The sequence below is a fragment of the Micromonospora sp. DT68 genome (assembly GCF_049847245.1).
In the GTDB taxonomy this organism is placed as follows: Bacteria; Actinomycetota; Actinomycetes; order Mycobacteriales; family Micromonosporaceae; genus Micromonospora; species Micromonospora profundi.
In genome coordinates this window covers 250,387-275,481 of sequence record NZ_JBNCNZ010000008.1, presented here as the reverse complement: position 1 = coordinate 275,481, position 25,095 = coordinate 250,387, and the positions used below count along the sequence as shown (strand labels likewise).

Annotated in this window: 21 protein-coding genes and 2 pseudogenes; 5 read left to right on the top strand and 18 right to left on the bottom strand. The window is 71.0% G+C overall.

What is annotated here, in order from left to right; genetic code table 11:
* Nucleotides 1-100 precede the first annotated feature (100 nt).
* The 8 genes from ACPXB1_RS17750 to rapZ all read right to left on the bottom strand — a co-directional run bounded on the left by ACPXB1_RS17750 (nucleotide 101) and on the right by rapZ (nucleotide 7,153).
* Nucleotides 101-442 (bottom strand): RNA polymerase-binding protein RbpA, encoded by a 342-nt coding sequence (locus tag ACPXB1_RS17750; RefSeq protein WP_167943346.1) that lies wholly within the window; start codon nucleotides 440-442, stop codon nucleotides 101-103.
* A 141-nt stretch (nucleotides 443-583) separates the two neighbouring features.
* Complete coding sequence (gene secG, locus ACPXB1_RS17745; protein ID WP_355594352.1) at nucleotides 584-844, bottom strand: preprotein translocase subunit SecG; 261 nt, start codon at nucleotides 842-844, stop codon at nucleotides 584-586.
* A gap of 95 nt (nucleotides 845-939) precedes the next feature.
* On the bottom strand, nucleotides 940-1,731 hold the full coding sequence (gene tpiA, locus ACPXB1_RS17740) for a triose-phosphate isomerase (RefSeq protein WP_355594350.1): 792 nt from the start codon (nucleotides 1,729-1,731) through the stop codon (nucleotides 940-942).
* Entirely contained in the window at nucleotides 1,732-2,931 is a 1,200-nt protein-coding gene (locus ACPXB1_RS17735) for a phosphoglycerate kinase (RefSeq protein WP_425735536.1), read from the bottom strand.
* A complete protein-coding gene (gene gap / locus ACPXB1_RS17730) occupies nucleotides 2,928-3,932 on the bottom strand; it encodes a type I glyceraldehyde-3-phosphate dehydrogenase (protein WP_053656983.1) in 1,005 nt (334 codons plus the stop codon). The genes ACPXB1_RS17735 and gap overlap by 4 nt, the downstream gene beginning before the upstream one ends.
* 261 nt (nucleotides 3,933-4,193) lie before the next feature.
* Entirely contained in the window at nucleotides 4,194-5,174 is a 981-nt protein-coding gene (gene whiA, locus ACPXB1_RS17725) for a DNA-binding protein WhiA (RefSeq protein ID WP_053656981.1), read from the bottom strand.
* 54 nt (nucleotides 5,175-5,228) lie between these two features.
* Nucleotides 5,229-6,254, bottom strand: a complete 1,026-nt coding sequence (locus ACPXB1_RS17720) for a gluconeogenesis factor YvcK family protein (RefSeq protein ID WP_425735535.1) — start codon at nucleotides 6,252-6,254, stop codon at nucleotides 5,229-5,231.
* Nucleotides 6,251-7,153 carry an RNase adapter RapZ gene (rapZ, locus tag ACPXB1_RS17715; RefSeq protein WP_355594534.1) on the bottom strand — a complete coding sequence of 301 codons (903 nt, stop codon included), beginning with the start codon at nucleotides 7,151-7,153 and terminating at the stop codon, nucleotides 6,251-6,253. Before rapZ ends, ACPXB1_RS17720 begins: the two co-directional genes overlap by 4 nt.
* A 251-nt stretch (nucleotides 7,154-7,404) precedes the next feature.
* On the opposite strand from rapZ, the gene ACPXB1_RS17710 reads away from it, so the two are divergent.
* On the top strand, nucleotides 7,405-7,749 hold the full coding sequence (locus ACPXB1_RS17710) for a hypothetical protein (RefSeq protein WP_355594344.1): 345 nt from the start codon (nucleotides 7,405-7,407) through the stop codon (nucleotides 7,747-7,749).
* Nucleotides 7,750-7,826: 77 nt separating this feature from the next.
* Nucleotides 7,827-9,680, top strand: coding sequence for a DNA helicase RecQ (recQ, locus tag ACPXB1_RS17705; protein WP_425735534.1), 1,854 nt, complete (start codon nucleotides 7,827-7,829; stop codon nucleotides 9,678-9,680).
* Nucleotides 9,681-9,988: 308 nt separating this feature from the next.
* Here the strand turns inward: recQ and ACPXB1_RS17700 are convergent, their stop codons facing one another.
* The 5 genes and pseudogenes from ACPXB1_RS17700 to rsgA form a co-directional block, all read right to left on the bottom strand.
* On the bottom strand, nucleotides 9,989-10,639 hold the full coding sequence (locus tag ACPXB1_RS17700; protein WP_355594432.1) for a C39 family peptidase: 651 nt from the start codon (nucleotides 10,637-10,639) through the stop codon (nucleotides 9,989-9,991).
* 1,152 nt (nucleotides 10,640-11,791) lie between these two features.
* Nucleotides 11,792-13,750: pseudogene (gene uvrC, locus ACPXB1_RS17695) on the bottom strand (excinuclease ABC subunit UvrC); the annotation flags it as partial.
* A 167-nt stretch (nucleotides 13,751-13,917) separates the two neighbouring features.
* Nucleotides 13,918-14,406, bottom strand: coding sequence for a Rieske (2Fe-2S) protein (locus ACPXB1_RS17690; protein WP_053658296.1), 489 nt, complete (start codon nucleotides 14,404-14,406; stop codon nucleotides 13,918-13,920).
* 191 nt (nucleotides 14,407-14,597) lie between these two features.
* Nucleotides 14,598-17,543 carry an excinuclease ABC subunit UvrA gene (gene uvrA / locus ACPXB1_RS17685; RefSeq protein ID WP_355632289.1) on the bottom strand — a complete coding sequence of 982 codons (2,946 nt, stop codon included), beginning with the start codon at nucleotides 17,541-17,543 and terminating at the stop codon, nucleotides 14,598-14,600.
* Nucleotides 17,544-17,768: 225 nt separating this feature from the next.
* Nucleotides 17,769-18,839, bottom strand: coding sequence for a ribosome small subunit-dependent GTPase A (gene rsgA / locus ACPXB1_RS17680; RefSeq protein WP_355632286.1), 1,071 nt, complete (start codon nucleotides 18,837-18,839; stop codon nucleotides 17,769-17,771).
* A gap of 177 nt (nucleotides 18,840-19,016) precedes the next feature.
* Between rsgA and ACPXB1_RS17675 the strand changes: the two genes are divergently transcribed.
* Both ACPXB1_RS17675 and ACPXB1_RS17670 read left to right on the top strand, forming a co-directional pair.
* Nucleotides 19,017-19,733, top strand: coding sequence for a maleylpyruvate isomerase family mycothiol-dependent enzyme (locus tag ACPXB1_RS17675; protein ID WP_355594334.1), 717 nt, complete (start codon nucleotides 19,017-19,019; stop codon nucleotides 19,731-19,733).
* Nucleotides 19,734-19,740: 7 nt separating this feature from the next.
* Nucleotides 19,741-20,394: an MBL fold metallo-hydrolase gene (locus tag ACPXB1_RS17670; protein ID WP_355594332.1), complete on the top strand. Its 654-nt coding sequence runs from the start codon at nucleotides 19,741-19,743 to the stop codon at nucleotides 20,392-20,394.
* Here ACPXB1_RS17670 and ACPXB1_RS17665 read toward each other — a convergent pair.
* Both ACPXB1_RS17665 and ACPXB1_RS17660 read right to left on the bottom strand, forming a co-directional pair.
* Nucleotides 20,357-21,021 (bottom strand): annotated as a pseudogene (locus ACPXB1_RS17665) (DedA family protein); the annotation flags it as partial. The gene ACPXB1_RS17670 and the pseudogene ACPXB1_RS17665 overlap by 38 nt on opposite strands.
* A gap of 95 nt (nucleotides 21,022-21,116) precedes the next feature.
* Nucleotides 21,117-21,800, bottom strand: coding sequence for a class I SAM-dependent methyltransferase (locus ACPXB1_RS17660; protein WP_425735533.1), 684 nt, complete (start codon nucleotides 21,798-21,800; stop codon nucleotides 21,117-21,119).
* Between the two features lie 193 nt (nucleotides 21,801-21,993).
* Between ACPXB1_RS17660 and ACPXB1_RS17655 the strand changes: the two genes are divergently transcribed.
* A complete protein-coding gene (locus ACPXB1_RS17655) occupies nucleotides 21,994-22,197 on the top strand; it encodes a cold-shock protein (protein WP_007462771.1) in 204 nt (67 codons plus the stop codon).
* A 48-nt stretch (nucleotides 22,198-22,245) separates the two neighbouring features.
* Here ACPXB1_RS17655 and ACPXB1_RS17650 read toward each other — a convergent pair whose 3' ends face one another.
* From ACPXB1_RS17650 to ACPXB1_RS17640, 3 genes are all read right to left on the bottom strand, one after another.
* Nucleotides 22,246-23,514, bottom strand: coding sequence for an MFS transporter (locus ACPXB1_RS17650; protein ID WP_355594326.1), 1,269 nt, complete (start codon nucleotides 23,512-23,514; stop codon nucleotides 22,246-22,248).
* Nucleotides 23,511-24,086, bottom strand: coding sequence for an ArsR/SmtB family transcription factor (locus ACPXB1_RS17645; RefSeq protein WP_355594324.1), 576 nt, complete (start codon nucleotides 24,084-24,086; stop codon nucleotides 23,511-23,513). Before ACPXB1_RS17645 ends, ACPXB1_RS17650 begins: the two co-directional genes overlap by 4 nt.
* An 84-nt stretch (nucleotides 24,087-24,170) precedes the next feature.
* Nucleotides 24,171-25,049 (bottom strand): hypothetical protein, encoded by an 879-nt coding sequence (locus tag ACPXB1_RS17640; RefSeq protein WP_355594322.1) that lies wholly within the window; start codon nucleotides 25,047-25,049, stop codon nucleotides 24,171-24,173.
* Nucleotides 25,050-25,095: the final 46 nt, after the last annotated feature.

Genomic DNA, 25,095 nt, shown 5'->3' with positions numbered 1-25,095 from the left:
GGCCGGCGATCCCCACGGATCTCGAACACTGCAACCCCTGATCAGGTCAGGCGTTGCAACGATCCCTAGAACCCAAGGCGTTAATAAGGGGCCCTTCCTTTCACTCACCTCGGCGGCGGCGCAGCGCGGCGAGGGCCTCGGCCAGCAGCGCCTCACCCTCCTCGGCGGTACGCCGCTCCTTCACGTACGCCAGGTGGCTCTTGTACGGTTCGGCGCGGACCCGACCGGGCGGGTTCTGTTCGTCCTGCCCGGCGGGGAGGCCGCAGCGCGGGCAGTCCCACACCGGGGGCGCCGCAGCCTCCGCCGCGATCCGGATGTCGGTTCGGTGGTCGTTGCGGCACCAGTAGGTGACGTCCCGGCGCGGGGCGGGATGGTGTCGCTCGTCCGGGCGGATCGGTGCGGACCCGACCCGGGCTCCTCGGATGACGTTGCCATTCGGCACGGCTGCTCGCTCCTGTCGTCGGAGGGGACCCGCAGCCGTCAGGGATGGGCGGCGGGCGACGCGGTGTGCAGCGGAGAAAAGCCTGCGCGCGGCCCGTCGAGTGACGAACCGCGCGCAGATTGTACGACTTCGCGAGCCTGCTCAGGCAACGCCGCTCATCTGGAGGCGGAGCCAGAGCCCCAACCCGACGATGCAGGCGAACCAGATGATCCCCACCAGGACGGTGTAGCGGTCCAGGTTCTTCTCCGCCACCGACGAGCCCGCGAGGCTGGAGCTGACGCCGCCGCCGAACATGCTCGACAGACCGCCGCCCTTGCCGCGGTGCAGCAGGATCAGCAGGATCTGCAAAATGCTGGTGATCGTCAGCAGCACGATCAACACGTATGCGAACCAGATCGGCATGACTGGGGGAAGTCCTCTCGTAGCGATCCTCGCCCGGTCTGATCGGGCACGGCGGCACCGACCGGCGGACGGGCGGTGTCCAGGATAGCGAGCGATCAGCGAGCGATGTGCTCCGGGAACCTGCAGATCTGCGCGAATTCCTCAGCGTCCAGGCTGGCGCCACCCACCAGGCCCCCGTCCACGTCCGGCTGGGCCATGATCGAGGCGGCGTTCGACGCCTTGACCGACCCGCCGTAGAGGACCCGCACCTGGTCGGCGGTCTCCTGGTCGAAGCGCTCCGCCACCCGCTGACGGACCGCCGCGCAGACCTCCTGGGCGTCCTCCGGGGTCGCCGTCTTGCCGGTGCCGATCGCCCACACCGGCTCGTACGCGATCACGACCTGACGGACCTGCTCGGCGGTGAGCCCGGCGAGGCCCCCGTCGAGCTGCTGTGAGCAGTGCGCCACGTGGGTGCCCTGCTCCCGGATGTCCAGCCCCTCCCCCACGCACAGGATCGGGGTCAGGCCGTGCGTGAGCGCCGCCTTGACCTTGGCGTTGACCACCGAGTCGTCCTCGTGGTGGTACGCCCGCCGCTCCGAGTGCCCGACCACCACGTACGTGCAGCCGAGCTTGGCGAGCATCGAGCCGGAGATGTCCCCGGTGTACGCGCCCCCGGCGTGCGGGGACAGGTCCTGCCCGCCGTAGCCGATCAGCAGCTTGTCGCCGTCCACCGCGGTCTGCACGGTGCGCAGGTCGGTGAACGGCGGCAGGACCACCGTCTCGACGTCGGTGAGCTGCTTCTCGTTGAGGCTCGCGGCCAGCTTCTGCACCAGCAGGTTGGCCTCGAGGTGGTTGAGGTTCATCTTCCAGTTGCCGGCCATCAACGGCCGGCGGGTCGTGCTCGCCATTCAGTTCTCCAGGGCCGCGATGCCGGGGAGGGCCTTGCCCTCGAGATACTCCAGGGAGGCGCCGCCTCCGGTGGAGATGTGGTTGAAACTCGACTCGTCCAGCCCGAGGGCACGCACGGCCGCCGCCGAGTCACCGCCACCGACGACGCTGAACGCGTCGGCCTTGGTGATCGCCTCGGCGATGCCTCGGGTGCCGTTCGCGAACGCCGCCATCTCGAACACGCCCATCGGGCCGTTCCAGAAGATGGTCTTCGCCTGCGACAGCGCGGCGGCGAACCCGGCTACCGTCTCCGGGCCGACGTCGAGGCCGAGCCGGTGACTCGGGATGCCGTCGACGCGGACCGTGTCGTGCGCGGCGTCCGGCGCGAACGCGTCAGCGACAACCACGTCGACCGGGAGCATGATCTTGCCCGAGGACCGCTCCAGCAGGTTGCGGCAGGTCTCGACCATGTCCTCCTCCAGCAGCGAGGTGCCCACCTCCAGGCCCTGGGCCTTGAGGAAGGTGAAGCACATCCCGCCGCCGATGAGCAGCCGGTCGACAGTCGGCAGGAGCGCCTCGATCACCGCCAGCTTGTCGGAGACCTTCGACCCGCCGAGCACCACCACGTACGGCCGCTCGGGCTCGCTGGTCAGCGTGGAGAGCACCTCGACCTCGCGCAGCACAAGTCGACCCGCGACGTGCGGCAGCCGCGCCGGCACGTCGTAGACGCTCGCGTGCTTGCGGTGCACGGCGCCGAACGCGTCGTCGACGTACGCGTCGCCGAACGCGGCGAGCTGGTCGGCGAACGCGCCCCGCTCGGCCTCGTCCTTGCTGGTCTCCCCCGCGTTGAAGCGCAGGTTCTCCAGCAGGGCGACCTGGCCGTCGGCCAGGCCCTCCACGGTGGAGCGGGCGGAGTCGCCGACAGTGTCGGTGGCGAAGTGCACCGGCGCGCCGAGCAGCTCACCGAGCCGCCCGGCGACCGGGCGGAGGCTGAACTGCGCGTCCGGCTTGCCCTTCGGGCGGCCCAGGTGCGAGCAGACGACCACCTTCGCGCCGGCCTCGACAAGTGCGCCGAGCGTCGGCAGCACCGCGCGGATCCGGCCGTCGTCGGTGATGTCACCGGTCTGCTTGTCGAGCGGGACGTTCAGGTCGGCGCGCACGAGCACGCGCCGACCCGACACCCCCTCGGCGAGCAGGTCGTCGAGGGTCCGGATGCTCACAGCGACGAACCGACCAGCTTGACGAGGTCGACCAGGCGGTTGGAGTAGCCCCACTCGTTGTCGTACCAGCCGACGACCTTCACCTGGTTGCCGACGACCTTGGTCAGCGGCGCGTCGAAGATGCACGACGCCGGGTCGGTGACGATGTCGCTGGAGACGATCGGGTCCTCGTTGTAGACCAGGATGCCCTTGAGCGGGCCGTCCGCGGCGGCCTTCAGCGCGGCGTTGACCTCGTCCACGGTGGTCTCGCGACCCACGTTGACGGTCAGGTCGGTGACCGAGCCGGTCGGGATCGGCACCCGCAGCGCGTACCCGTCGAGCTTGCCCTTCAGGTCCGGCAGCACCAGGCCGATGGCCTTCGCGGCGCCGGTCGAGGTCGGGACGATGTTCAGCGCGGCGGCCCGGGCACGACGCAGGTCCGAGTGCGGCGCGTCCTGAAGGTTCTGGTCCTGGGTGTACGCGTGGATCGTCGTCATCAGACCGTGCTGGATGCCGAACGTGTCGTGCAGGACCTTCGCCATGGGGGCGAGGCAGTTCGTGGTGCACGAAGCGTTGGAGATGATTGTGTGCTTCGCCGGGTCGTAGGTGTCCTGGTTGACACCCATGACGACGGTGACGTCCTCGTTCTTCGCCGGAGCGGAGATGATGACCTTCTTGGCGCCGCCGTCGACGTGCGCCTTGGCCTTGGTGGCGTCGGTGAAGAAGCCCGTCGACTCGATGACGACGTCGACACCGAGGTCACCCCACGGGAGCTTCGACGGGTCCCGCTCGGCGTACGCCTTGATGGTCTTGCCACCGACGGTGATCTCGTCGGCGGTGGCCTTGACCTCGTGCGGCAGGCGACCGAGGATGCTGTCGTACTTGAGCAGGTGGGCGAGCGTGGCGTTGTCGGTCAGGTCGTTCACCGCCACGACCTCGACGTCGGCGCCCGACGCCAGCACTGCCCGGAAGAAGTTACGGCCGATCCGGCCGAAGCCGTTGATGCCAACCCGGATGGTCACAGGCCCATCTCCTCGCGTTCTGGTCCGCCGGCTGCGACAACGGGCCGGCGAAGTGGTGTGCGCCGACCGCTGGAGCCGGCCGTTGACGGTTCATCTCGGCCACCCCGCCGCGGTCTGAGGACCTGACCGCCCGAGGCGGTGAGCACGACGAGGAGTGCCTGTGTCGGCCCCCTTGCCGTACTCAGCGACCATATCCGAGCGTGCGGGACCACGCTGCGCCGGGTCGTGCTCCCGGGCGCACCGTGCGGCCCTACCGTCCTATCAGACCACGAGCATGTCGGGCGTGACGGCAGCTTCGGTATCCGGGATGCCCAGGTCGCGGGCCCGCTTGTCGGCAAGCGCCAGCAGCCGACGGATCCGCCCGGCGATGGCGTCCTTGGTCAACGGCGGCTCGGCAAGCGCCCCCAACTCCTCCAACGACGCCTGCCGGTGCTCCAGGCGCAGCCGGCCCGCGTCGGTCAGGTGGTTGGGCGCCTCGTCGGCGAGGATCTCCAGCGCCCGCGTCACCCGGGCCGCCGCGGCCACCGCCGCCCGCGCCGAGCGGCGCAGGTTCGCGTCGTCGAAGTTGGCAAGCCGGTTGGCAGTGGCCCGCACCTCGCGACGTACCCGACGCTCCTCCCACGCCAGCACGCTGGAGTGCGCGCCGATGCGGGTGAGGAGCGCGGCGATGGCGTCACCGTCCTTCACCACCACCCGGTCCACCCCGCGTACCTCGCGGTTCTTCGCGGTGATGCCGATCCGGCGGGCCGCCCCGACTAGCGCCAACGCCGACTCCGGGCCGGGGCAGGTGATCTCCAGCGCGCTGGACCGACCGGGCTCGGTGAGTGAGCCGTGCGCCATGAACGCCCCGCGCCACGCCGACACCGCGCAGCAGACGTTCGCGGCCACCACGTGCGGAGGCAGCCCTCGCACCGGCCGGCCACGCACGTCCAGCAGGCCGGTCTGCCGGGCCAGGGCCTCGCCGTCCTTGACCACCCGCACGATGAAGTGGCTGCCCTTGCGCAGCCCGCCGGAGGCCAGCACGTGGATCTCGCTGGGATAGCCGTAGACCTCGGCGACCTCCCGGCGCAACCGGCGCGCCACCGCCCCGGTGTCCAGCTCAGCCTCCACCACCACGCGGCCGGAGACGATGTGCAGCCCACCGGCGAAGCGCAGCAGGGCGGCCATCTCCGCCCGCCGGCAGCAGGGCTTGGGCACGTCGACCCGACTCAGCTCGTCCTTGACCGCGGCCGTCATCGCCATTGTGCGTCCCCTCACGGACCTGTTCCGGCGTGTCGCCGGAGATTACGTACGTGTCTAACGATCGGCACCCAGGACAGGCACCAGCGCGGCGCCCAGGGCAGCCGGATCATGGCGGGGAGTGCCGTCGGCGACGGCGACGGGAGCGAGGACCAGGCGGGCACCAAGCGATTCTGCCGCACGTTCGACCGGTTCGGGGTCACCCACCGCCTTGGCGTCGGCGAGCACGAGATCCACCTTGAGCTCGGGAAGGTACCAGTGCAGCGCCGCCAGATGATCAGCGACGGACAGCCCGAGGGTCTCCTTCTCCGCCGCCAGGTTCAGGGTGACCAGCCGCCGGGCCGAACTGGACACGATCGCATCGGCCAACTGCGGCACCAGCAGGTGCGGCAGGACACTCGTGTACCAACTCCCCGGCCCGAAGATCAACCAGTCCGCCGCGCCGATCGCCGCGAGAGCCTCGGCGCAGGCCGCCGGGGCCGCCGGGGTGAGCCGCAGCGACTCGACCCGGCCGGTGGTGACCGCCACCTGGTGCTGTCCGCGTACCGTGCACACCTCGTCCGGAGCGGACGGGTCCGCGCCGCGTACCCGTGCCTCGATGCCGACCGGCTGGCGGGACATCGGCAGCACCCGCCCCACCGCGCCGAGCATCGCCCCGGCGTGCTCCAACGCCGCCACCGGGTCCCCGAGCAGCTCCATCAGGCCGCAGAGCACCAGGTTGCCCACCGCGTGCCCGGCCAGCCCGTCGGGGTCGAGGCCGTCGGCCGCCGTCGGGCTCCGGGCTGTCCCGCCCGTCTGGGGTACGCCCACAGCCGGGGCGGCGGCGAAGCGGTGCTGGAACAGCCCGGCGCTGCGGCGGGTGGCCGGATGGTCGCCGGCCAGCGCGACAAGCGCCTGCCTCAGGTCACCCGGAGGCAGACCGCCCCGCGCGGCGCGCAGCCGACCACTGGACCCCCCGTCGTCACCGACGGTCACCACTGCGGTGATGTCCAGGTCGAGTTCGGGGGCGCAGTGGCGCAGCGCGCGCAGCGACGCGGAGAGCCCGTGACCGCCGCCGAACGCCACCACCCGGCGCGCCGTCATTCGCGCCCCAGGTCGCGGTGCTGGGCGTTGGCCGCCAGCCCGGAGTGGCGCAGCCTGCTTGCCAGTTCCTCGGCGATGGCCACGCTGCGGTGCTTGCCGCCGGTGCAGCCCACAGCCACGGTGAGGTACCGCTTGCCCTCCCGCTCGAAGCCCGTGGTGGTGGCGTTGACCAGGTCGGCGTACGAGGCGACGAACGCGTCCGCGCCCTCCTGACCGAGCACGTACGCGCTTACCGCCTCCTCCCGCCCGGTGTGCTCGCGCAACTCCGGCACCCAGTACGGGTTCGGCAGGAACCGGGCGTCCAGCACGAAGTCGGCGTCCGGCGGCAGGCCGTACTTGAAGCCGAACGACAGCACCGTGAGCCGCAGGCGGCGGGCGTCCTCGCCGCCGAACAACTCCTCGATGCGCCGACGAAGCTGGTTGACGTTGAGGTGGCTCGTGTCGATGATCACGTCGGCCTGGTCGCGGGCCTCCTCGAGCAGCCCACGCTCCACGGCGATGCCGTCGGCGAGCCGCCCGTCGCCCTGCAACGGGTGCGAACGCCGGACGCTCTCGAACCGCCGGATCAGCACCTCGTCATCGGCGTCGACGAACACCACCCGGGGCGAGAAGCCGCGCTCCTTGAGCTCACGGATCGCCCCGGCCAGGTCCGTGGAGAACGCGCGCGAGCGCACGTCAAGCACCATCGCGGTACGCCGGGCCGCGCCACCGGCCTTGAACGCCAACTCGGCCATGTCCAGCATCAACGCCTGCGGCAGGTTGTCCACCACGTAGTAGCCGACGTTCTCCAACGCCCGCGCGACGGTGCTGCGGCCACCGCCGGAGAGCCCGGTGACCACCACGAGGGTGGTTTCCGACTCGGCTGTCGACTGCTCGTCGGTGACCGCCGGGTCCTCGATCCGGTCACCGACTGTGCGCCCCTCGCTCACCCGTACCCCCAAGCCGTGGCGCCGCGGCCGCCATCGGCCGCGAATGGTCAATCAGCGACTCTATCTCCCTGGCCGGGGTCGGACGGGCACGCGCTGCCGGGTCGACCGGGGCACCGGGCCGCAGGTCGCCCTCCCGACAAAACCACCCCTTGATAACGATCAGTAATCATCAATACGATTTGGGTGATCGCCGCAGCTCAAGACCACTTTTGGAGGGTGCGATGCACGATCTGGCGGACAAGAACAAATACGTCGGCTTCCTGTTCATGCGGATCAGCCCGGAGTACTTCGCGCTGGGCCGCGAAGGCATCCACGAGGTCTCCGCCGAACACGCCCGTGATCTGGCGCGCTTCGCCAAACAACTCACCCACGTCGTCTGCACCGGGGTGAACGGCAGCTACGACCAGGTCACCATCGTCGAGGGCGACACCCTCGAAGAGATCAACGCGGCCGCCACCGCGTTCCGGATGGGCAGCAAAGCCCGCTACATCGAGATCGTCGACATCGTGGTGGGGATGAAAGCCCCGCCGCGCGGGCTGGCCAACCGGTCCAGCCAAACCGGCTGACCGCGGAACCCGCCCGCCCGACGCTCCCCCGGGTGCGCCGGACGGGCGGTGTCGGAGTGGGCTCGTAGACTCCGCGGATGGCTTCCCCCACCGACGTGCGAGCCGAGGCCGCGCTGGACGCGCTGCGCCGGGTGTTCGGCTACGACGCCTTCCGCGGCTTCCAGCAGGAGGTCATCGACCATGTCGTCGCTGGCGGCGACGCGCTGGTGCTCATGCCCACCGGTGGCGGCAAGTCACTGTGCTACCAGATCCCGGCCCTGGTCCGCGACGGTGTCGCCGTCGTGGTCTCCCCGCTTATCGCGCTCATGCAGGACCAGGTGGACGCGCTCACCGCCGTCGGCGTCCGGGCCGGGTTCCTCAACTCGACCCAGACCCTCGACGCCCGACGTCGGGTCGAGGCCGCCTTCGTCAACGGCGAGTTGGACCTGCTCTACCTGGCACCGGAGGCGCTCGGCGTCCGCTCCACCCTCGCCCTGCTGGACCGGGGCCGCATCTCCCTGTTCGCGATCGACGAGGCGCACTGCGTGTCCCAGTGGGGGCACGACTTCCGCCCCGACTACCTGGCGCTGTCGATGCTGCACGAGCGTTGGCCGCAGGTCCCCCGGATCGCGCTGACCGCCACCGCGACGAGCGCCACCCGCACCGAGATCGCCACCCGGCTCAAGCTCGACGACGCCCGGCACTTCGTGGCCAGCTTCGACCGGCCCAACATCCAGTACCGGATCGTGCCGAAACGGGAGCCCCGCAAGCAGATCCTGGCTCTGCTGCGCGACGAGCACCCCGGCGACGCCGGCATCGTCTACTGCCTGTCCCGCGCCTCGGTGGACAAGACGGCGGAGTTCCTCACCGCCAACGGCATCGCCGCCCTGCCCTACCACGCTGGGCTGGACGCGGCCACCCGCGCCGCCAACCAGCAGCGCTTCCTGCGCGAGGACGGCCTGGTAATGGTGGCCACCATCGCCTTCGGCATGGGCATCGACAAGCCCGACGTCCGCTTCGTCGCCCACCTCGACCTGCCCAAGTCGGTCGAGGGCTACTACCAGGAGACCGGCCGCGCCGGCCGCGACGGGCTGCCGTCCACCGCCTGGCTGGCGTACGGGCTCCAGGACGTCGTCCAGCAACGCAAAATGATCGAGACGTCCGACGGCGACCTCGCCCATCGCCGCAATCTCGCCGCACACCTGGACGCGATGCTCGCGCTCTGCGAGACGGTGCGCTGCCGGCGCGTCCAACTGCTCGAATACTTCGGCGAGACCACGACGGCCGCCTGCGGCAACTGCGACACCTGCCTCAACCCACCGGAGTCCTGGGACGGCACCGTCGCCGCACAGAAGCTGCTCTCCACAGTCTTTCGCCTCGACCGCGAACGCAACCAGCGGTTCGGCGCCGGGCACTGCATCGACATCCTGCTCGGCAAACAGACCGACAAGATCAGCCAGTACGGCCACGACTCCCTAACCGTGTTCGGCATCGGCACCGAACTGAGCGAGGCCGAGTGGCGCGGCGTCGTCCGGCAACTGCTCGCCGAAGGGCTGCTCGCCGTGGAGGGCGACTACGGCACACTGGCCCTCACCGAGGCCAGCGCCGACGTACTCGGCCGCCGACGGGTCGTGACGATGCGCCGCGAGCCGGAACGGCCGACGTCGAGTCGCTCGTCGAAGCCGCGCGGCGCGGCCACCGTGGTCGCCGACCTGACGCCGGCCGCCGCGACGCTCTTCGAACGACTGCGCGCCTGGCGTGCGGCGACCGCCAAGGAGCAGGGCGTGCCCGCGTACGTGGTCTTCCACGACGCCACACTGCGACAGATCGCCAGTGACGCGCCCACCTCACTGGCCGAGCTGTCACGGGTCAGCGGGGTGGGTGAGAACAAGCTCGCCAAGTACGGCGACCAGATCCTTACCGTCCTCGCCGCCGAAACCAGCCCGGCCTGATCACGCCCGGGCGCTCGTGTCCGACCGCGCGCCACCGGCCCGCCCACGTCCGGCGGCCACGACGTGGCGCCCGCGCAGGCGGTTGGCATTGCCCCCGCGCCGGCATCTGGCAGTGCCTCGCGCCCAGCGGCCACCACCTGGCCCGTCGCCAGGACGGGCCTGCGTGGTGCTGGTGGAGCAGCCGTCCGCCGCCGGCTGGCCCGCCACCGCCCTGGGGTTGCGGTGTACTTGCTTGGGTGCGGTGGCATGGCGAAGGGCCGGTCCCCTGTGTGGGGGTCCGGCCCTTCGGTCGTGCGTGCGTTGTGGTGTCAGCTGGTGGCGTAGCCGCGGGTGGCGATCCAGTCGGCGAGGTGGTCGATGGTGATGTCGTAGGAGGCGGTGTTGGGGTTGGCGGAGTCGGCGATGGTGACGGTGGTGCCGTTGTCGCGGTAGCCGACGACGCTGATGTAGTGCCCGCCTTCGAAGGAGTGCACGCCACCGTTGGTGTCGGTGGTGGTGCCGGCGATGTTGGCGACGACGGCGCGGCCGTCGTCGACGGTCTTGACGATGTCGTGGCGGAGCTTGTCGGTCTGCTTGTCGTCGGCGGTGGGGGTGCTGATCTCCACCGAGCGGTAGGCGTCGTTCTTACCGGTTTCCTTGTTCAGAACCGGGGTGATGTCGTTGATGCTGTCGGTGCCGGCTTCGGTGGTGCCCATTTCCTTGGCCATGGCGTCGACGCTGATGTCCTTGCCCTGCACGGACAGGGCGTTGCGGGCCGCGGCGGGGCCGCAGTAGTAGAAGTTCGGCTGGGCCTCGTAGCGCACGTCGAGGTGACGCTCACCCTTACCCTGCGTCTTCGTCTGGCTGGCCGGCTTGGCGTCGGCGGCGTAGGCGGTGGTGATGGGGCCGGCGATAGCGCCTCCGGTGAAGGCCAGGCCGGCAGCGGTCAGAGCGGTCTTACGAATCAGATCGGTACGCATGATGGCGTGCTCCTCTGCATTCGGGGGACATCCCGGCGACACACCAATAGGGGGACGGTGCACGCACGAGACAAGGGGGGAAGAAGTTCGAGGGGGATCTCACCCGGCGACCCACACGACGGGGGCCTGCACGGGGGGGTGGTCCAGATGTAACCGGGGCGGCCAGCGGATCATTCCCACCGGCTACCCACCGGGGAGCGGCCGCTAGGGCTGCTCGGTGGTTCAGGGGGATGTAACCGTCCGGGCCGGCGAGTCATTCCACCGCGCTCCGGCAGACCTTGTCCGACGGCCTCGAGGAGGCGCTGCTCGGGGGTCCAGGGGATGCAACCGTGCCGGCCGAGTGGGTGTTCCCGGACGCCGGGGGCCGTCGGCCGGGGGCCGCGACCTGTCGCGGTTACCCCCTGTACAACAGCCTGGCCCGGCCCAACATTCCGCCGCCACAGTGCCGCCGACCACCCCACCCCAACCCCAAACGACCCCAATCCGAACCACGCGACCCAACCGACACAGATTCAAGGGCCAATCCCGAACCCGACCCGGACAAAACGGCCACCGCACGCTGATACGTGGCGAAGCCCGGCCACGATCGACTCGGCTTCCTGGAAATCGGGGCATCCGACGGCCCGGGACACCGCGATTTCCAGGAAAGCGAGTCGATCACCTGCGCCAGTGCCCGATATGCACCCCTTGCGAGGTATCCGCCCGGACTACTGTCAGGCACGGATGCGCGCACGGGGGCGTCTTGCAGGTCCGTCGCTACCCGCACGCTCACAACGGGAGGCCCACCGCCGCCAGGCGTCACTTGGCCAGCAGAAGCCACCCCAGGAGAGCCACCCGTCGCTAGGCGTCACCTCACCGCAGGGGCCACCCCACACCAGACGCCGCCCCGCCTCCGGGCACCGGAGCAGCGCCGCCTGTCGAGGCAGCGCCTCCTGCCCGAGCAGCATCGCCGTTTGTCGGAACGGCGCCGTCTGCCCGAGCAGCGCCGTCTGCCCGAGCAGCGCCGTCTGCCCGAGCAGCGCCGTTTGTCGAGGCAGCACCGTCTGCCGGAGCAGCACCGTCTGCCGGAGCAGCACCGTCTGCCGGAGCAGCACCGTCTGCCCGAGCAGCGTCGTCTGCCCGAGCAGCGTCGTCTGCCGGAGCAGCGCCGTTGGCGGACCCCTTGCCCGTGTCGAGGGCGGCAAGGATCGCCTCGGCGGTACGTCGGCCTACCCCGGGCACCTCGGTGATCTCGTCGACGCTCGCGGTGGACAGCCGCTTAAGGGAACCGAAGTGCCGCAGCAGCGCCTTGCGGCGTACGTCTCCGAGGCCGGGAACATTGTCCAGCGCCGACTCGGTCATCCGCTTCGAGCGACGCTGACGGTGGAACGTGATGGCGAAGCGGTGCGCCTCGTCTCGGACCCGTTGCAGCAGGTAGAGCCCCTCCGAGGTGCGCGGCAGGATGACGGGGAACTCGTCGTCGGGGAGCCAGACCTCCTCCAGCCGCTTGGCGAGGCCGCACAGTGCGACATCGTCGATGCCCAGGTCGGCAAGCGCCTGCGCTGCGGCCGCGACCTGCGGCGCACCGCCGTCGACGACCACCAGTTGTGGCGGGTACGCGAATTTCCGAAGCCGGCCGGTGGTCGGGTCGACAAGGGTGCCGACCTGCGGATCGGCCTCGCCGTCGGGGGCAGCGGGGTCGTCAGCGGACTCCACGCCCACCTCTCCGGTCTCGGCCCGCGCGTCGAGGTACCGGGCGAAGCGGCGGCGCAGCACCTCGGACATCGCGGAGAGGTCGTCGGTCGCGCCGCGGACGATGAACCGTCGGTATTCGCTCTTGCGGGGCAACCCGTCTTCGAAGACCACCATGCTGGCGACGACGTCGGTGCCCTGGATCTGCGAGATGTCGAAGCACTCGATGCGCAGCGGCGAGGTGCGCATGTCGAGCGCCTCGCTGATCTCGTCCAGTGCCTTGCCCCGGGTGGTGAGGTCGCCGGCCCGCTTGAGCTTGTGCCGGGCCAGCGCGTCCTTGGCGTTGCGCTCGACCGTCTCCATCAGTGCCCGCTTGTCGCCGCGCTGCGGCACCCGCAGCGACACACGGCTGCCCCGGTGGCTGCTGAGCCATTCGGCAAGCGCCTCGGCGTCCGCTGGCAGCTCGGGCACCAGCAACTCGCGAGGTACGTCGGTTTCGCCCTGCTCGCCGCCGTACACCTGGGTGCAGAAGTGGTGGACGAGGTCGCCGGTGGTCAGGTCCTCGGTCTTCTCCACGACCCAGCCGCGCTGGCCACGGACGCGGCCGTCGCGGACGTGGAAGACCTGCACGGCGGCTTCCAGGGGGTCGTCGGCGAACGCGACCACGTCGGCGTCGGTGCCGTCACCGAGCACCACTGTCTGCTTCTCCATGGCCCGGCGCAGCGCTGCCACGTCGTCGCGCAGGCGGGCGGCCCGCTCGAACTCAAGCTTCTCGCTCGCCTCGGTCATCTCACGTTCGATCTTGCGGACCATGGTGTCGGTGCGCCCGGCCATGAAGTCGCAGAAACCGTCGACTATCGCTCGGTGCTCGTCGGCGGAGACGCTGCCGACGCAGGGCGCCGAGCACTTGCCGATGTAGCCGAGCAGGCAGGGGCGGCCGACCTGACCGGCGCGCTTGAACACCCCCGCGGAGCAAGTCCGGGCGGGGAACACACGCAGCAGCAGATCGAGGGTCTCCCGGATGGCCCAGGCGTGCGAGTACGGGCCGAAGTAGCGCACGCCCTTGCGCTTGGCGCCGCGCATCACCTGTAGCCGGGGGTACTCCTCGTCGAGGGTCACGGCCAGGTAGGGGTACGACTTGTCGTCGCGGTAGCGGACGTTGAAGCGGGGGTCGTACTGCTTGATCTCGGTGAACTCCTGTTGGAGCGCCTCGACCTCGGTGCCGACGGTGATCCAGTCCACCGATTCGGCTGTGGTGACCATCTGCCGGGTGCGCTCGTGCAGGTTCCAGATGTCGCCGAAGTAGGAATTGAGCCGACTGCGCAGGTTTCTCGCCTTGCCGACGTAGATCACTCGGCCGGTGCCGTCGCGGAATCGGTAGACCCCCGGCGACTCCGGGATGGTGCCGGGTGCGGGACGGTAGGTCGAGGGGTCAGCCACGCCGACAAGCCTAGTCCGCACCACCGACACCCACCGCCGGCACTAGATCCACTCGTGTCCGGGTGCGTCGGGATGTCCGCAGGTCACCGGACACCCCGACGCCCCAGGCCGCGAGTCGATCAAACCCAACCCCATGGGGTACGCGCCAACGGGGCGAAGCCCGGCGATCAGGCCAGCGAGATCTGGTCCCCGGTGACCTTGATGTTCTTAGGCGGCAGCGGCTTGGTGGCCGGGCCGGCCTTCACCGAGCCGTCCTCGATCGAGAACCTGCTGCCGTGGCAGGTGCAGTTGATGGTGCCGCCGTCGATGTTCGACACCGGGCAGTTCTGGTGCGTACAGATCGGGCTGAAGCCCTTGAACTGCCCGGCGGTCGGCTGGGTGATCACCACGCCCTCGGCGGCGAGGATCTTGCCGCCACCGACCGGGATGTCGGCGGTGGTGGCCAGCGACTGGGCGTCCTGCCGGTTGCCGCCGCCGGCGTCGCCGGTGCTCGGCACTGCCGGGCCGCCGCTGGTGGGGGCGGGGGTGGCGCCGTCGCCGGTGTCGTCGCTGCCGCAGGCAGCCAGGACGACGGCTGCGCCGGCCGCCCCGACGCCGGTGAGCAGAGCCCGTCGGGTCTGCGTACCTGGACCGGTCAGCGCCTGATCGTCACTCATGCCTCGCCTCTCTGTAGCCCGCCGGCCGGCCGAAGAGCCGGCCATACTTCTCCACACGGGCAACTGTGCCGGATGGTTCATCGCCGCATCGGCCGACTCGGGAATGGAACGGGGGCGGACCGGGCCGGTTCACGGCACGCCACGATCGGCGTGTGTGAGCCAGCGCCGGAACCCGCCCCCGACAGGTGCGCTCAGCGCGCGGCGGCCGCCACCTTACGGCTGGCCCGCGCCTTGGTGGTGCCGTTGGCCTTGGCGGCGCGGGTGGTGGCCGCCGCCGCGCCCTTGGCCTCGCCGTCGAGCTTGAGCACGCCGCGCAGGAACTGACCGGTGTGACTCTCAGGCACCTCGGCGACCTCCTCCGGGGTGCCGGTGGCGAGCACTGTGCCGCCCCGGTGCCCGCCCTCGGGGCCCATGTCGATCAGCCAGTCGGCCGTCTTGATCACGTCGAGGTTGTGCTCGATGGTGATCACCGTGTTGCCCTTGTCGACGAGCCCTTCGAGCACCATCAGCAGCTTGCGGATGTCCTCGAAGTGCAGGCCGGTGGTCGGCTCGTCGAGCACGTAGACCGTCCGCCCGGTGGAGCGCTTCTGCAGCTCGGAGGCCAGCTTGACCCGCTGCGCCTCACCGCCGGAGAGAGTCGGCGCGGGCTGACCGAGGCGTACGTAGCCCAGACCGACGTCGACAAGCGTCTTGAGGTGCCGGTGGATGGCCGGGATGGCGGAGAAGAACTCGGCGGCCTCCTCGATCGGCATCTCCAACACGTCCGAGACGGTCTTGCCCTTGTAGTGCACCTCGAGGGTCTCCCGGTTGTACCGGGCGCCCTTGCAGACCTCGCAGGGGACGTACACGTCGGGAAGGAAGTTCATCTCGATCTTGATGGTGCCGTCGCCGGAGCACGCCTCGCAGCGGCCACCCTTGACGTTGAACGAGAACCGGCCCGGCCCGTACCCCCGCACCTTGGCCTCGGTGGTCTCGGCGAAGAGCTTGCGGACGTGGTCCCAGACCCCGGTGTAGGTGGCCGGGTTGGAGCGCGGTGTGCGGCCGATCGGCGACTGGTCCACGCCGACGACCTTGTCCACGTGCTCCAGACCGGAGACCCGGGTGTGCCGGCCGGGCACCAGCCGGGCGCCGTTGATCTGGTTGGCCAGGACCGCGTAGAGGATGTCGTTGACAAGCGTCGACTTGCCCGAACCGCTGACCCCGGTGACAGCGATCAACTGACCCAGCGGGAAGCCCACAGTCAGGTTGCGCAGGTTGTGCTCCCGCGCCCCGTGCACCACCAGCTCGCGGGCCGCGTCCTGCGGGCGGCGCGACTTCGGCGTCGGGATCGACCGCTTCCCGGACAGGTACGCCCCGGTGATCGACTCCTTGTTCTTCAGCAGCGCCGGAACCGAGCCGCTGTGCACGATCTTGCCGCCGTGCTCGCCCGCACCCGGGCCGATGTCGACGATCCAGTCGGCGGTGCGGATCGTGTCCTCGTCGTGCTCCACCACGATCAGCGTGTTGCCCAGCCCGCGCAGCCGGATCAGGGTCTCGATCAGCCTGTGGTTGTCGCGCTGGTGCAGCCCGATCGACGGCTCGTCCAGCACGTAGAGCACACCCACGAGGCCGGAGCCGATCTGGGTGGCCAGCCGGATGCGCTGCGCCTCGCCGCCGGACAGGGTGCCCGCCGGCCGGTCCAGGGAGAGGTAGTCAAGGCCGACGTCGAGCAGGAACCGCAGCCGGGCGTTGATCTCCTTGAGGACCCGCTCGGCGATCATCTTCTGCCGGTCGGTCAGTTCGATGCCCGCGAGCAGGTCGGCGCACTCCCCCACGGACAGGTTGCAGACCTCGGCGATGCTCTTGCCGGCAAGTGTGACCGCCAGCACCTCGGGCTTGAGCCGCGCGCCGCCGCAGGCCGCACACGGCACGTCGCGCATGTAGCCCTCGTACTTGTCGCGGGACCACTCGGACTCGGTGTCGGAGTGCCGGCGCTCGATCCACTGCACCACACCCTCGAAGCCGGTGTAGTAGGAGCGCTCGCGGCCGTACTTGTTGCGGTAGCGCACGTGCACCTGGTCGTCGGAGCCGTGCAGGATCGTCTTCTGCGCGCGGGCCGGCAACGCCCGCCAGGGCGTGTCGACGTCGAAGTGCTGGGCCTCGCCGAGCGCCTCCAGCAGGCGCAGGAAGTATTCCAGGTTGTGCCCCGTGGACCAGGGCTGGATCGCGCCCTCGCGCAGGCTGCGCTCCGGGTCGGGCACCAGCAGCTCCGGGTCGACCTCCTTCTTGGTGCCCAGGCCCGTGCACTCCGGGCAGGCGCCGTAGGGCGCGTTGAAGGAGAAGACCCGAGGCTCGAGATCCTCGATGGCCAGCGGGTGGTCGTTGGGGCAGGCCAGGTGCTCGGAGTAGCGGCGCTCCCGCTCCGGGTCGTCCTCGGGCAGGTCGACGAAGTCGAGCAGCACCAGGCCGCTGGACAGGCCCAGGGCGGCCTCGACCGAGTCGGTCAGCCGCTGCTTGGCGCTCGGCTTGACGGTGAGCCTGTCGATCACCACCTCGATGGTGTGCTTCTCCTGCTTCTTGAGCTTCGGCGGCTCGGTCAGCGGGTGCACCACGCCGTCGACCCGGGCCCGGGCGTAGCCCTTGGCCTGGAGCTCGGCGAAGAGGTCGACGTACTCGCCCTTACGGCCGCGTACCACCGGGGCGAGCACCATGAACTTGGTGCCCTCGGCCATGGCGAGGACCCGGTCGACGATCTGCTGTGGGCTCTGCCGGGAGATCCGCTCGCCGCAGACCGGGCAGTGCGGCTCGCCGATGCGGGCGTAGAGAAGACGCAGGTAGTCGTAGACCTCGGTGATGGTGCCGACGGTCGAGCGCGGGTTGCGCGACGTCGACTTCTGGTCGATCGAGACGGCAGGGCTCAGCCCTTCGATGAAGTCGACGTCGGGCTTGTCCATCTGGCCGAGGAACTGCCGGGCGTACGACGACAGCGACTCCACGTAGCGCCGCTGGCCCTCGGCGAAGATCGTGTCAAAGGCCAGGCTCGACTTGCCCGACCCGGACAACCCGGTGAACACGATGAGTGCGTCCCGGGGCAGGTCGAGACTGACGTCACGCAGGTTGTGCTCGCGCGCGCCACGGATGATGAGTCGGTCGGCCACAGTGCGTGTACTCCCGGATGAAGGTGAAGCGGAGGGTTCTGTCCCGCTCTGCGATGATTCCGAGCGGTCGTGCGGGCGCGGAAAACGCGCCTCGGCAACTCTAGCCCCGAGGTACGACAGTTTCCCTCGCCCGCACATTCCCCCAGCTCAGCGCGGTCGGCCGCATCGACCCACAGCCACGTCGGCCACCATCCCGCGCCGACCCGCGACGGCGCCGGCCACCCGTCAGTAGCCGCCGGGCGACGGCGGGCGGACGGCCCTGCGCCGGGCCGCGCGCCAACCGCCGCGCCGTTCGGCGGCCAGCCGCGACTCCCGGCGACGGCTCTCGTGGGCCACCTCCCCCTGCAACCGCCGCCAGCTCTCCCACCGCCGCGTGGACAGTTCCCCGGTACGCAGCGCGTCCCGGACCGCGCACGCCGGCTCACCGTCGTGCCCGCAGTCGGCGTACCGGCAGCCCTGCGCCAGCCCGGCGATGTCGGCGAACGCCCGGTCCAGCCCGGCCACGCCGTCGAGCAGGCCGACCGCCCGCACGCCGGGCGTGTCGATCACCGCCCCGCCGCCCGGGATCGGCACCAGGGCCCGCCAGGTAGTGGTGTGCCGGCCCTTGCCGTCGACCCGCCGGATCGCCTGTGTCGGCATCATCACGGTCCCCGCGAGGGCGTTGACCAGGCTCGACTTGCCGGCACCGGACGGGCCGAGCAGGCCCAGCGTGCGGCCGGGCGCCACCTCGGCGCGCAGCGGTTCCAGCCCGACGCCGCGCTCGGCGCTTACCGGAAGCACCGGCACCCCGGGCGCCACAGTGGCGATCTGGCGGGCCAGTGCGCCGGGGTCGCCCGCGAGGTCGACCTTCGTCAGCACCACGAGCGGTCGCGCGCCGGACTCGTGGGCCAGCGAGAGCAGCCGCTCGATGCGGCCGACGTCCGGCTCCGGGTGTACGGGCTCGACCACCGCGGCGGCGTCGAGGTTCGCGGCCAGCACCTGGCCGCTGGCGTCCTTGCCGGCGGTACGGCGGATCAGCGCGGCCCGCCGGGGCAGCACGGCGGCCACCGTGATCCGGCGGTCCGGCCAGTGCGTGAGCAGCACCCAGTCGCCCGCGCAGGGCAGCGCGGAGGGATCCTGGGCGGCGGCGGTGAGCACCGCCGGGCCGAGGCTGGCCCGGACCGGGCCGGCGGCGGTGAGCACCGTGCAGACCCCCCGGTCCACCCGGGCGACCCGGCCCGGGTGGTGCTCGCCACGTCGTGCGGCGTACTCCGCCCGGTCGGCGTCCCAGCCGAGGGCGGTCAGATCGATCGTCATGTCATCCTCATCGGTGTCGAAGCTGGTGATGGCGGAACACGCGTGCCACGTCCGGCATGAACACCACCTCCGTTCGACGTCCGGTGCCGCGTATGGCGCCGACGGTAGGGCGCTGGCCGACGCGCCGAAAGCGATTTCCCCGGCGACGGCGCGCCGACGGACCGCTAGGGTCGACGCGTGACCACGGATCCGCTGCTGCTGATGGGCGAGGTGGACGCGGCCACCACACGGCTGATGCGTACCGCCGCCTCGTTCGACGCCACCGACCTGGCGGCGGCGTCCCTGCTGCCGGGCTGGTCGCGCGGCCATGTGCTGGCACATCTGGCCCGCAACGCGGACGGCTTCGTCAACCTGCTCACGGCGGCCCGCACCGGGGAGCCGCTGCCGATGTACGCCTCGCTGGCCGCCCGTACGGCGGACATCGAGGCCGGGGCCGACCGCCCGCCCGCCGAGCACCTGGACGACCTGCGGCGCAGCGCGGACCGGTTCGCCGAGGCGGTCGACGCGATGCCGGCGGCGGCGTGGGGTGCGACGGTACGCGCGCGTCGGGGCCCGTGGCCGGCTGCCCTGCTCGTCTGGGGCCGCCTGCGCGAAATCGAGGTGCACCACCTCGACCTGGCCGCCGACTACCGACCCGCAGACTGGTCGGAGGCGTTCGCCCACCGGCTGCTGCGCGAGGCGGCCAGCCATCACGCCGACGGGCCGACCCCGCCGTCGATGGTGCTGCGCTTCGACGGCAGCCAGCACGATCTCGTCATCGGGGACCGGGCCGGCGCGCCGACAGTAAGCGGGCCGGCCTCCGACCTGGCCGCCTGGCTGACCGGCCGGGACTTCGGCCACACACTCACCGTCGCACCGGACGGCCCACTGCCAACTCCACCGGAATGGATATAGACACCTCATGACCTACACCGGAGACGTCACCTCGGGCGGCGCGCCAGCGGTACGAGAGCTCGACGGACTCACCATCAGCAAGCTGTCGGTGGGCCCGATGGACAACAACGCCTACCTGCTGCGGTGCACCCGCACCGGCGACCAGGTGCTCATCGACGCCGCCAACGAGGCGCCGCGGTTGCTGGAGCTGATCGGCGACGGCGGGCTGACCACCGTGGTGACCACCCACCAACACATGGACCACTGGGTGGCGCTGGAGGAGGTAGTGGCCAAGACCGGTGCGCGGGCTCTGGTGCACGCCAACGACGCCGCCGGGCTGCCGATCGAGGCCGACCATCTCGCCGACGGCGACACCGTCGCTGTGGGTGACTGCGCGCTGGAGGTCATCCACATCAAGGGGCACACGCCGGGTTCGATCGCGCTGCTCTACCGCGACCCGAACGGCACACCGCACCTTTGGACTGGCGACAGTCTTTTCCCAGGTGGCGTTGGTAACACGGACAAGGACCCGGAGCGTTTCGCCGCGCTGATCGACGACGTCGAGCACAAGCTGTTCGACAGGCTCCCCGACGAGACGTGGTTCTACCCGGGCCACGGCAACGACAGCACCCTCGCGGCGGAGCGTCCGGCCCTGCCACAGTGGCGCGCCCGGGGCTGGTGACCCCGGACGGGCCGGCGGGACGACTCAGACCACGCGCAGCCGCCGCCGTGCGCCCAGCAGCACGACGGCGGCCAGCACCAGCCCGACCGCCATTGTGACAAGCAGCGGGCTGGGCGACCCCGGCAGCAGCCCGGCCAGCGACCGGGAGGCGGTGCCAAGCGCCAGGTAGAGCCCGGCCCAGGCCGCCCCGCCGACGGTCGCGCAGCCGAGGAACCGCCGGTACGACATCCGCAGCCCGCCCGCGGCCAGGGGCAGCAGCGCGTTGAACACCGGCAGGAACGGCGCGACCATCAACATCGCGCCGCCGCCGCGGTGCAGGATGCCCTCCGCCGCGCTCCAGCGTGACTCGCCGATCCAGGTGCCGACCCGGCTGCGGCGCAGGTGTCCGGCGTACCGGCGGCCGGCGAGGAAGCTCAGCGACCAGCCGGCCAGGCAGCCGGTCAGGACTGCCGCGAAGGTGGCCAGCCCGGTGGCCGGTCGGCCCACCCCGACGGCTGCCAGGATCGCCACGTCACCGGGGACGACGACGCCCAGCAGCGGTACGGCGTCGAAGACCATGACCAGCCCGAGGGCACCCATCAGCACGCCGATGGGCAGTTCCCCGACCTCAGCCAGCCATTGCGTCATGCTGCGTACGCTATGGCCGCCAGACCACGATGGACATCCGGTCGCAGCCCCCACGGCGCCCTGGTATCGGCCTAGGGGTCACCCCTGAGGCGGCCTCAGGTGGGGCGCAGCACCTGTACGTGGCGCAGCGACGAGTCCACCGACGGTTCGGTGGTGGGCACCGGGTAGTCGGCAAGCACCGTCAACCCGTCCGCCGGCAGGTGCCCCCGGCCGGGGTCGCCGACGAGCACGTCGGCGCCGGCGGCGGCGGCCCGTTGCAGGAACGGCAGCACCCGGGCCGTCATGGCGCGGCTGTAGAAGGCGTCCCCGGCGACCACCAGGTCCGCCTCGGTGTCGGCGTCGTCGAGCAGGTCGTCGCCGCTGGCGTCGACGTCGACCCGGTTGGCTCGGGCGTTGATCGTGACGGCCGCCACGGCGTACGGGTCGATGTCGTTGGCGACGACCCGGACCGCGCCGGCGAGCGCGGCGGCGATTGCCACCAGCCCCGAGCCGGCGGCCAGGTCGAGGACCCTGCGGCCGGCGGCGAGTTCGGGATGGTCCAGCAGGTGCCGGGCCAGGGCCTGGCCACCGGCCCAGGCGGAGGCCCAGTAGGGCGGGGGCAGTGCGTGACCGACCGCTGCCTCCATCCGGGCCCACCACACGATGGCGTCCTCGGCCAGGTGCAGGCGCACCTCGGGGACGAACGGAGTGGGCATCAACCGGAGCCGGTCCAGGCCGTCGCCGGGCGCGTCGATCTCGCGCTCCAGCTCGGACAGCGCGGCGGCTGCGGCACCTTTCATCGGCGCAAGCATGCCCCAGTGGAGGATGGCGGGGGCGGGTTTCACATGCCGCCGCGCAGAGTTCACCCGAGTTCACCGAAACACCTACGGCACTTCGGCCGGCAGAACCGGGTTTCGCCCGTTACTGTCGAACAGGTACGGGCGACCATCGGCCACAGGTCGGTGGTCAGCCGCTTTGAACAGGGAGAGATGCATGGCAACCGGCACGGTTAAGTGGTTCAACTCGGAAAAGGGCTTCGGCTTCATCGAGCAGGACGGTGGAGGGCCGGACGTGTTCGTCCACTACTCCGCCATCGCTTCGAGCGGCTACCGGGAGCTCAACGAGGGCCAGAAGGTCGAGTTCGAGGTGACCCAGGGGCAGAAGGGCCCGCAGGCGGACAACGTCCGCCCGATGTAGCTCCGTGCCGGTGACGGTGGCCGGTCTCCGGCCGCCGTCGCAGCGCACTCAAGACGCCGGGGCGGCGGGCAGGTCCCGCCGCCTCCGGATTGGCCCGATCAGCAGGATCAGCGGGGTGAGCGCCAACCAGGCGGTCATCGCGCTGATTGCTGTCCCGGCGCCGTACCGAGCCCCGAGGGCGCCTGCAAGCACGGCCGCCAGCGGGATCGCGCCGTAGTTGAGCAGGTGCATGCTCGCCGTCACGCGGCCGAGCAGGTGGTGCGGCGTGTACGTCTGCCGGAAGCTGCCCTTGACAACGTTGCCGATTGTCACACCGAGCCCGATCAGCAGGCCGCCGAGGGCTGGCCAGGCCAACCCGGGGCCGGGCCCGGCGAGCGGGATGAGCAGCGCGGGCGGGCCGGTGAGCACCGCCCCGATCAGCAGGGCCCGCGCGGTGCCGAAGCGCCGACCCACCATGGTGGCCAGCAACGCACCGATGATTCCGCCGGCGCTCATCACGGCGACCAGCAGGCCCACCACGCCCGGCGCGAGCCGCAGGTCGCGTACCAGGAACACCACGAGGACCGCCTGGTAGCCGGTCAGCCCGATGTTGCTGGCCGCGCCGAAGACCGTCAGCACCCGCAGGTACGGGTCGCGGGCGACGAAGCGCAACCCTTCGGCGACGTCCCGCCACAGCGACGGGGATGCCTTCGGCCTGTCCGGGCGCGTCTCGACGGTGCGGATGCGCAGCAGGAAGGCTGCGGAGAGCAGGAACGTGAGCGCGTCCAGCAGCAGCGCGGCGACGGCACCGACGACCTGGGCGATCAGGCCGGCGAGACCGGGACCGGCGACGTTGCTCACGGTCTGGGTGCCGTGCAGCTTCGCGTTGCCCTCGGGCAGTTGGTCGGGGCGCAGCAACACCGGCAGGTAGACCTGGTGGGCGGTCTCGAAGAACACCCGGGCGGTGCCCGCGGTGGCCGCCACGAGCAGCAGGTGCCCGATCGTGAGCAGGTCGGCCACGGCGGCCAGCGGCACGCTGAGAAACGCCAGTGCGCAGAACACGTCGCAGGCAACAAGCACCGGTCGACGTGACAGTCGGTCCACCCACGCGCCGGCCGGCAGCCCGATCAACAGCCAGGGCGCCCAGGCGGCGGCGGTGAGCACCGCCACCTGGAAGGTGCCGGCGTCGAGCACTGCCACGGCGACCAGCGGCAGGGCGACAGTGGTGACGTTGCTGCCGATGCTGCTGACCGCCTGGCCGGCCCAGAGCAGCCGGAAGTCCCGGTGCCGCAGCAGCCCGCCGGGCGGCTCGCGATCGGTGCGGGTGGCGGTGGTCACGGCCGGGCCGGCACGCCGTAGGCGAACACGAACACCGGCTGCCGTTCGACCCCGTCGTCGGGGATGTCACGGTCGCCCCAGCGCGCCAGCAGCTCGATCATCTCGCGGCTCAACGCGGCCAGCTCGTCAGGCGTGAGGTGCAGCCAGCGGTCAGTGGAGAACGGCGCGTCGGCCCAGGCGGCCTGCGCGGACTCGTCGGCGGCGTGCCACGCCCGGGCCAGGGCGACGTGCCGGTCCAGGTTGAGCGAGGTGGCGGCGTCGGCGACCGCCCGGGCTGCCGGGTCGGCGTCGAAGTCGGTGTTGGACCAGCGCACCCCCCGTGTGACCAGTTGCCACCACCGCTCGCGGCGGTCCCGTGCCAGCTCGGGGGCCTCGGTGACGAGATCGGCGGCGGCGAGCACCTTGAGGTGATGGCTGACGTTCGCGGGCGCCTGGTCGGTGCGGTCGGCGAGCATGCCGACGGTGGACGGCCCGTGCACCTTGAGCACGTCCATCAGTCGGCGGCGCAGCGGGTGGGACATGGCGGCCAGCACCCGCGAGTCGGTGACGTGGCGTACGTCGGGGCTCTGCATGCGGCCAGCATCACATCCGCAACAACCATTGCGCAAGACTTCTTGCTCAATGGTCGTTGCGGATCTCGTGAAGAGGTGCCAGCCTCAGGCGGCGAGGCGCCGTGCCAACTCGTCGACGACCTGCTTGGCCATCGTGGGCGGGATGGCCGCGGCGATCTTCTCCGGCGTCAGCCCGGCCAGCACCCCCCTGACGATCGCCGGCTCGTCGGCGAAGTCACGCCCCGACAACGAGCTGAGCGCGGTCTGCAGCGCGGTCAACTGCACGCCGAGGCTCTTGAGGTTCGGGTGGCCGGTCACCGGAGCGCCGGTGTCGTCCCGCCCCTCCGCCAGCCGCAGGTAGACCTGCCCGATCGGGTTGCGGCCGTCGAGGACCGTGAGGTTCTTGTGGATGGTGGCCAGCCAGTTGTGCTCTTCGGGGGTCATGTCGTCCTCCAGGAGTCCGATGGAGCTGAGGTAGCGGCGGAACAGGGGCCGCTGGTCGCGACCCGCCTTGATCGCGTCACGGAAGAAGCTGAAGTGGGTGTGCCAGCGATGCGAGTCGTCCCCCGTGGTGCGCTTGCCGAGCCGGTCCCACCGCTTCACGGTCTTTCCGTCGGGGCTGTAGATGATTTCGCGGATGTCCCGGGTGTCTGCCGCGTTCGCGGCACACTGCCCCACACACCAGGCCGAGAAGCTGGCCAGTGTGTGCGTACGGCCGCCGGAGCGGACCTCGAAGCCGCCGACGTCGAGCGCCGCCGCGTCGAGGGTCAGGCCGGTCCGGTCCCGGGACGACTCCACCACCGAGTAGTCGTTGGTGACCACCCGGTCCGATCCGCAGTGGTAGCCGCCGCGATGGGCCGAGTCACCGACGATCCCGACCTCGGCCGGCTCCAGGTCGGCGGCGCGGGAGGTCTTCGGGTCGACGTCCAGATGGGTGAGGAGCAGGCTTCGAACGGCCAACAGGTTAGCCGGGGCCCGGGTCATGGGGTCCCCCTTTCAGTGAACGGGGGCCGGGCACGACGTCACACCG

Excerpts from the sequence above, each read along its gene's own strand:
- secG (WP_355594352.1), bottom strand. The coding sequence starts at position 844 with ATGCCGATCTGGTTCGCATACGTGTTGATCGTGCTGCTGACGATCACC.
- whiA (WP_053656981.1), bottom strand. The coding sequence starts at position 5,174 with ATGGCGATGACGGCCGCGGTCAAGGACGAGCTGAGTCGGGTCGACGTG.
- rsgA (WP_355632286.1), bottom strand. The coding sequence starts at position 18,839 with ATGACGATCGATCTGACCGCCCTCGGCTGGGACGCCGACCGGGCGGAG.
- ACPXB1_RS17655 (WP_007462771.1), top strand. The coding sequence starts at position 21,994 with ATGGCAACCGGCACGGTTAAGTGGTTCAACTCGGAAAAGGGCTTCGGC.
- ACPXB1_RS17640 (WP_355594322.1), bottom strand. The coding sequence starts at position 25,049 with ATGACCCGGGCCCCGGCTAACCTGTTGGCCGTTCGAAGCCTGCTCCTC.
- ACPXB1_RS17720 (WP_425735535.1), bottom strand. The coding sequence starts at position 6,254 with ATGACGGCGCGCCGGGTGGTGGCGTTCGGCGGCGGTCACGGGCTCTCC.
- ACPXB1_RS17645 (WP_355594324.1), bottom strand. The coding sequence starts at position 24,086 with ATGCAGAGCCCCGACGTACGCCACGTCACCGACTCGCGGGTGCTGGCC.
- ACPXB1_RS17710 (WP_355594344.1), top strand. The coding sequence starts at position 7,405 with ATGCACGATCTGGCGGACAAGAACAAATACGTCGGCTTCCTGTTCATG.
- ACPXB1_RS17700 (WP_355594432.1), bottom strand. The coding sequence starts at position 10,639 with ATGCGTACCGATCTGATTCGTAAGACCGCTCTGACCGCTGCCGGCCTG.
- ACPXB1_RS17670 (WP_355594332.1), top strand. The coding sequence starts at position 19,741 with ATGACCTACACCGGAGACGTCACCTCGGGCGGCGCGCCAGCGGTACGA.
- recQ (WP_425735534.1), top strand. The coding sequence starts at position 7,827 with ATGGCTTCCCCCACCGACGTGCGAGCCGAGGCCGCGCTGGACGCGCTG.
- ACPXB1_RS17660 (WP_425735533.1), bottom strand. The coding sequence starts at position 21,800 with ATGAAAGGTGCCGCAGCCGCCGCGCTGTCCGAGCTGGAGCGCGAGATC.
- ACPXB1_RS17690 (WP_053658296.1), bottom strand. The coding sequence starts at position 14,406 with ATGAGTGACGATCAGGCGCTGACCGGTCCAGGTACGCAGACCCGACGG.
- tpiA (WP_355594350.1), bottom strand. The coding sequence starts at position 1,731 with ATGGCGAGCACGACCCGCCGGCCGTTGATGGCCGGCAACTGGAAGATG.